The sequence below is a fragment of the Enterobacter sp. KB-280D8 genome (genome assembly GCF_041399405.1).
GTDB classification, from domain to species: domain Bacteria; phylum Pseudomonadota; class Gammaproteobacteria; order Enterobacterales; family Enterobacteriaceae; genus Enterobacter; species Enterobacter cloacae_N.
On record NZ_JBGKEC010000022.1, the window covers coordinates 1 to 5581 of the forward strand.

The window sequence follows — 5581 nt, forward strand, 5'->3', positions numbered from 1 at the left end:
CCTGCGTTCGGCTTGTCAAAGGGTGGATTAACGCCTTTTGATCGTTTGCTGACAAAATCGGCAAAGTGATGTTTTTGACAGCGGAATGCACCGCTTTGGTGCGGAAATACCTCTAATGGGGCAGATCATAAACTGCTGTTTCAGTAATAAAACCACACCCCATGATTAGGTTTCCTTATTTTCAGGCGCTTAGCGACCAATTCAGACTGTATGGTAAAAGTGGCACTCATATTGCAAAACCTGTTTAACAACGACAGCCGGTTCCGGCAAAGCATTTCGAACAGGGGGCAAAATGAACTTAAGACGACTGAAATACTTCGTAAAAATCGTCGATATCGGCAGCCTGACTCAAGCGGCAAAAGTGCTGCACATCGCGCAGCCCGCGCTGAGCCAGCAGGTGGCTACTCTGGAAGGTGAAATGGATCAGCAGTTGCTGATCCGCACCAAACGCGGCGTCACGCCAACGGAAGCAGGCAAGATCCTTTATACCCATGCGCGCACCATCCTTCGCCAGTGTGAACAGGCGCAGCTGGCGGTGAATAACGTGGGCCAGACCCTGAGCGGACACGTGTCTATTGGCCTGGCGCCGGGAACGGCCGCGTCCTCTATTACCATGCCGCTGCTGCAGGCCGTCCGCGCTGAGCTGCCTGAGGTGCTGGTGTACCTGCACGAAAACAGCGGTTCCGTCCTGAACGACAAGCTGCTGAACGGCCAGCTGGACATGGCGGTGCTTTACGATCGCTCTCCGGTCGCCGGGATCACCAGCCAGCCGTTACTGAAGGAAGATCTCTACCTTGTGGGCACCCGCGACTGTCCGGGCCAGAGCGTAGACCTCACCGCCGTGGCAGAGATGAACCTCTATCTGCCGCGCGACTACAGCGCCGTGCGCGTGCGCGTGGACGAAGCGTTTTCCCTGCGCCGCCTGACGGCCAAAATCATCGGTGAAATTGACTCGATCTCCACGCTGACCGCAGCCATTGCCAGCGGAATGGGCGTCACCGTACTGCCCGAATCCGCCGCGCGTTCGCTGTGCAGCGCGGCGAACGGCTGGATGGCGCGCATCACCACGCCGTCAATGAGCCTCCCGCTGTCGCTGAATATGTCTGCGCGCGGTTCGCTGTCGCCGCAGGCGCAGGCGGTAAAAGAGATTTTGATGTCGCTGGTCAGCAAGCCGTCGCTTGAGAACCGGGAACTCCAGCTCGTGAGCTGATATTCCATAAAAGCATAAGATGCTGGTTTTTATTATTTGTTCTGCAGCGCAGCTGACTCTAACAATAGAGCTATGTCAGATGTGCCGGAGTGAATCGTGAATTTCCAGCAGCTTAAAATTATCCGTGAGGCGGCCAGGCGGGACTACAACCTGACCGAGGTCGCCAATATGCTTTATACCTCCCAGTCCGGCGTCAGCCGCCATATCCGCGAGCTGGAGGAGGAACTGGGCATAGAGATCTTTATCCGCCGCGGCAAGCGGCTGCTCGGCATGACTGAGCCGGGCAAAGCGTTGTTGACCATTGCTGAGCGTATCCTTAACGAGGCCAGCAACGTGCGTCGTCTGGCAGATCTCTTCACCAATGACGCCTCGGGCGTACTCACCATCGCCACCACCCACACCCAGGCGCGCTACAGCCTGCCGCCGGTGATTAAAGCCTTCCGCGAACTTTTCCCCGACGTCCGTCTGGAGCTCATCCAGGGCACGCCGCAGGAAATTGAAGTGCTGCTGCAAAACGGCGGGGCGGATATCGGCATAGCCAGCGAACGCCTGAGCAACGACCCGCTGCTGGTGGCCTTCCCCTGGTTCCGCTGGTACCACAGCTTATTGCTCCCGGTCGATCATCCGCTGAATCAGGTCTCTCCCCTGACGCTGGAAGACGTTGCGAAATGGCCGCTGATCACATACCGCCAGGGGATCACCGGACGTTCGCGCATAGACGAGGCCTTCAACCGTAAAGGACTAACGCCGGACGTGGTGCTGAGTGCGCAGGATTCTGATGTCATCAAAACCTACGTCGAGCTGGGTTTGGGCATTGGCCTGGTGGCGGAACAGTCCAGCGGCGAACGCGAAGACGGGAACCTGGTGCGTTTGGATACGCGTCACCTGTTTGATGCCAATACCGTATGGCTAGGTCTGAAGCGCGGGCAGCTGCAGCGCAACTATGTGTGGCGTTTTATTGAGCTCTGCAACGCCGGGCTGTCGGTGGATGAGATCAAACGCCAGGTGATGGAGCCGGAAGAAGTGGCGATTGATTATCAGATTTAGCTGCTGGCTTGCCCGGTAGCGCTGCGCTGACCGAATCAGGGGGCAGGGATGTCGTCACTTATTGTAAGTGGTGGGGACATGCTGCTGCATCAACTCAACGATCCAGTCAATAAAAACGCGCAGCCTCGCGTTGACATGGCGGTTCGGCGGAAATGCCAGATACAGGGGCATTGGAGCAATACGCCATTGTTCAAATAGCGGAATCAAGTCACCACGAGCCTGATGTGCTGCCGCCATATAGACTGGCAGCGCAATCACGCCTAATCCCGCTAGCCCAGCTTCGAGGTAGGCATTGCCATCATCTACTGCCAGCACATAGCTGGCCTTGATTTCAATACGTTCACTCTCGCGGTGTAGTACCAGAGGGTCAATCTTACCGGTGCGTGAGGACAAGAATCCCACGATGCGATGGTCCGTGTTTTCCAGCTCTCGCGGATGTGCAGGGGCACCGAGGCGTTCCACATAACCCGGTGCGACGTAAACACCGATTGGCAAATCGCCGACATGGCGCGCGATCAGGGACTGGTCGCTGATTTCGCCGCCCCGCAGGACGCAATCCACGTTGTCGCCGATCAGATCCACCACCCGGTCGCTCACGCCCATATCGAACTGGATATCAGGATAGCGCGAGTGAAAAGCCGGTAGCGCGGGCACCAGCACGAAGCGGGCGAGAGGCGTGGGCACATCCACCCGTAGCCGTCCCCTGGGCGTCATCGCCGAACTGGAGAGGCTGTTTTCAGCATCCTCCATGTCTGCCAGCAGGCGGATGACGCGCTCGTAGTAGACCGCGCCATCAGGCGTGACGCCGAGCCTGCGGGTGGTGCGATGGAGCAGCTTGACGCGCAGGCGCACTTCCAGCTGCTGAATCAGCTGAGTCACCGTGGTTTTGCTCATATGGAGCGTTTGGGCAGCCTTTGTGAAGCTGCCTGCCTCCACCACGCGAGCAAAGGCGCGCATCGCATCAAAACGATCCATCCATCATCCTCTCACTTCACCGATTGTTTGGATATTACAAACAATGATGGACAAAGTCGCCTGTTTATCCCTCCGCTTTAGCACCTTAGAGTGTCTCTATGTTCACCGGGCAGATTTCGCCCCATTACAAAGGTACAAGCATGACAACACGCGAAGCCGTTTTTCCCTTCGGACGCCAGGCGCTCTATGAGCGCAATCGGTATTCACCCGCCATCAAATCTAACGGCTTCCTGTTTGTTTCGGGACAGGTGGGTAGCCGGGAGGATGGTTCGCCTGAAGAGGATCTAAAAGCGCAGATCCGGCTGGCATTCGATAACCTTAATGCTGTTCTCACGGCTGCGGGCTGCACGTTCGATGACGTGGTTGACGTTACCCTTTTTGTTGTCGATCCCGAATCAAACCTCGACGCTATCTGGAGTATCCTGCCAGAATACTGGGGGGACGCGCCTTACCCGACGTTGACCGGGATCGGCGTGACGTGGCTGTACGGATTCAAGTTTGAGATTAAGGTGATTGCAAGGCTGCCCTAGGGTTATGGGTCTTTCCGCCGGTCGAAGAAAAGACAGAGGAAAACTGATGAAAGCAGCGGTTTATGACGTGGAAGGCGCTCCCGGCGTCCTGAAATATGTCGATGTCCCGGATCCGGTCGCCGGGCCTGACGACGTCCTGATTTCTGTCGAGGCTATCTCGATTGAAGGGGGAGACCTGATCAACCGGCGCTCAACTCCGCCGCCTCTTCCTTCATGGATCGTCGGGTACGCGGCCGCGGGGACAGTTGTTGCCGTCGGATCGAAAGTCCGTAGCCGCAGGGTGGGAGACAGAGTGACTGCTTTTAGCATGCAGGGATCGCATGCGGAACGTTGGGCTGTGCCTGCGGAACGCACCTGGCTTATCCCGGAAGGGGTGGATGCAGCAGACGCGGCGGTGGTACCGATCTCTTTTGGAACCGCACATCATTGCCTGTTCACACGAGGCATGCTCCGGCACGGAGAAACCGTCCTGATTCAGGCAGCAGCGGGGGGCGTGGGGCTCGCGGCCGTTCAGCTTGCCTCACAGGCGGGCGCGAGGGTCATCGCCGTGGCAAGCGGAACGCAGCGAAGCAGCCGGTTGCTTGAACTGGGTGCCGCTCACGTCGTGGATCGGGCAAAGAGTGACGTCGTGGACAGTGTCCGGCAGGTCACCCACGGCACCGGTGTTGGCCTCGTTATCGATCCGGTGGGGACGACGTTGCCTGCCTCGCTCTCTGCACTCGCGCCGGATGGACGCCTCGTCTTCGTCGGTAATGCGGGTGGTGGCAGCCTGACTGTCGACCTGTGGCCGCCAATGCAGTCTAACCAGACGCTCATGGGGGTATTCATGGGGCCCCTTTTTGAAAGGCCCGGCGTCCGGACAAGTGTGGACGACATATTGCAGGCTGTGGCAGAAGGGCGCCTCAGAGTTGTCATTGACCGCATTTTCCCCCTGGCTAACGCCGCCGGGGCCCATGAATACGCTGAGACAGCGAAACCGTTTGGCCGCATCGTTATGAAGCCGTGAGGGGGGAACCCCAAACTGACCTCATAATTCTCCCGATGCGGAAGCCGCCTCGCATTTCGTTTATCCGATCCGCCATAATCCTTTGAACTGCAAAATCTATGGATGTTATATTAAAATATAATATTCGGAGGTGCGCTATGTATAAAACTCGCCTGAAAAAGGTCGGCGGATCCATCATGCTGGCGGTTCCTCCCGCCGTGCTGAAAACACTGGAGCTATCTACGGACAGCGAAGTCGGCATGACCATTAATAATGGCTGCCTGATTATCGAACCTCAGAAACGGCCTCATTATTCGCTTGAGGAGCTGCTGGCGCAGTGCGATCCGCACGCTGAAATGAGCGAAGAGGATCGGGAATGGATTGATGCGCCTGCGGTGGGCAAGGAGATCCTGTAAATGGAAAGAGGGGAAATCTGGCTTGTTTCACTGGACCCGATTGCTGGCCACGAGCAAAGTGGAAAACGTCCGGTACTCATCGTATCGAAGGCATCGTTTAACAAGCTGACCCGGCTACCGGTAGTGGTTCCCGTTACCAGCGCCGGAAACTTTGCACGTACAGCTGGTTTCACCGTTTCACTGGAAGGGGCGGGGACAAAAACAATGGGCGTTATTCGCTGCGACCAGCCCAGAACTATTGATATGGCTGCCCGGAACGGCATGCGGCTGGAACGCATACCTGACGCTGTGGTAAATGAAGTGCTTGCCAGGCTGGATGCGATTCTGAGTTAACATCAGATACGCAGAAAAGCAAAAAGCCTGCTTCAAAAGCAGGCTTTTCAAATTTGGCTCCTCTGACTGGACTCGAACCAGTGAC

7 protein-coding genes are annotated in these 5581 nt (G+C 57.0%); 6 read left to right on the top strand and 1 reads right to left on the bottom strand.

The window, feature by feature from the left end; translation table 11 throughout:
• Positions 1 to 292: 292 nt before the first annotated feature.
• Both nac and cbl read left to right on the top strand, forming a co-directional pair.
• A complete protein-coding gene (gene nac, locus AB8818_RS22785) occupies positions 293 to 1210 on the top strand; it encodes a nitrogen assimilation transcriptional regulator NAC (protein ID WP_371200033.1) in 918 nt (305 codons plus the stop codon).
• A 96-nt stretch (positions 1211 to 1306) separates the two neighbouring features.
• Positions 1307 to 2257: an HTH-type transcriptional regulator Cbl gene (gene cbl / locus AB8818_RS22790; protein WP_023336219.1), complete on the top strand. Its 951-nt coding sequence runs from the start codon at positions 1307 to 1309 to the stop codon at positions 2255 to 2257.
• A gap of 54 nt (positions 2258 to 2311) precedes the next feature.
• Here cbl and AB8818_RS22795 read toward each other — a convergent pair whose 3' ends face one another.
• Positions 2312 to 3232, bottom strand: a complete 921-nt coding sequence (locus tag AB8818_RS22795) for a LysR family transcriptional regulator (RefSeq protein ID WP_192984791.1) — start codon at positions 3230 to 3232, stop codon at positions 2312 to 2314.
• A 140-nt stretch (positions 3233 to 3372) separates the two neighbouring features.
• On the opposite strand from AB8818_RS22795, the gene AB8818_RS22800 reads away from it, so the two are divergent.
• The 4 genes from AB8818_RS22800 to AB8818_RS22815 all read left to right on the top strand — a co-directional run bounded on the left by AB8818_RS22800 (position 3373) and on the right by AB8818_RS22815 (position 5496).
• Positions 3373 to 3762, top strand: a complete 390-nt coding sequence (locus tag AB8818_RS22800; protein ID WP_192984793.1) for a RidA family protein — start codon at positions 3373 to 3375, stop codon at positions 3760 to 3762.
• Positions 3763 to 3808: 46 nt separating this feature from the next.
• Positions 3809 to 4768 (top strand): zinc-binding alcohol dehydrogenase family protein, encoded by a 960-nt coding sequence (locus tag AB8818_RS22805; RefSeq protein WP_192984795.1) that lies wholly within the window; start codon positions 3809 to 3811, stop codon positions 4766 to 4768.
• Positions 4769 to 4905: 137 nt separating this feature from the next.
• Entirely contained in the window at positions 4906 to 5163 is a 258-nt protein-coding gene (locus AB8818_RS22810) for an antitoxin (protein ID WP_041909206.1), read from the top strand.
• Positions 5164 to 5496: a type II toxin-antitoxin system PemK/MazF family toxin gene (locus AB8818_RS22815; protein ID WP_192984796.1), complete on the top strand. Its 333-nt coding sequence runs from the start codon at positions 5164 to 5166 to the stop codon at positions 5494 to 5496.
• Positions 5497 to 5581: the final 85 nt, after the last annotated feature.

Coding starts and splice junctions, on each gene's coding strand:
- AB8818_RS22800 (WP_192984793.1), top strand. CDS start 3,373: ATGACAACACGCGAAGCCGTTTTTCCCTTCGGACGCCAGGCGCTCTAT.
- AB8818_RS22795 (WP_192984791.1), bottom strand. CDS start 3,232: ATGGATCGTTTTGATGCGATGCGCGCCTTTGCTCGCGTGGTGGAGGCA.
- AB8818_RS22815 (WP_192984796.1), top strand. CDS start 5,164: ATGGAAAGAGGGGAAATCTGGCTTGTTTCACTGGACCCGATTGCTGGC.
- AB8818_RS22810 (WP_041909206.1), top strand. CDS start 4,906: ATGTATAAAACTCGCCTGAAAAAGGTCGGCGGATCCATCATGCTGGCG.
- AB8818_RS22805 (WP_192984795.1), top strand. CDS start 3,809: ATGAAAGCAGCGGTTTATGACGTGGAAGGCGCTCCCGGCGTCCTGAAA.
- nac (WP_371200033.1), top strand. CDS start 293: ATGAACTTAAGACGACTGAAATACTTCGTAAAAATCGTCGATATCGGC.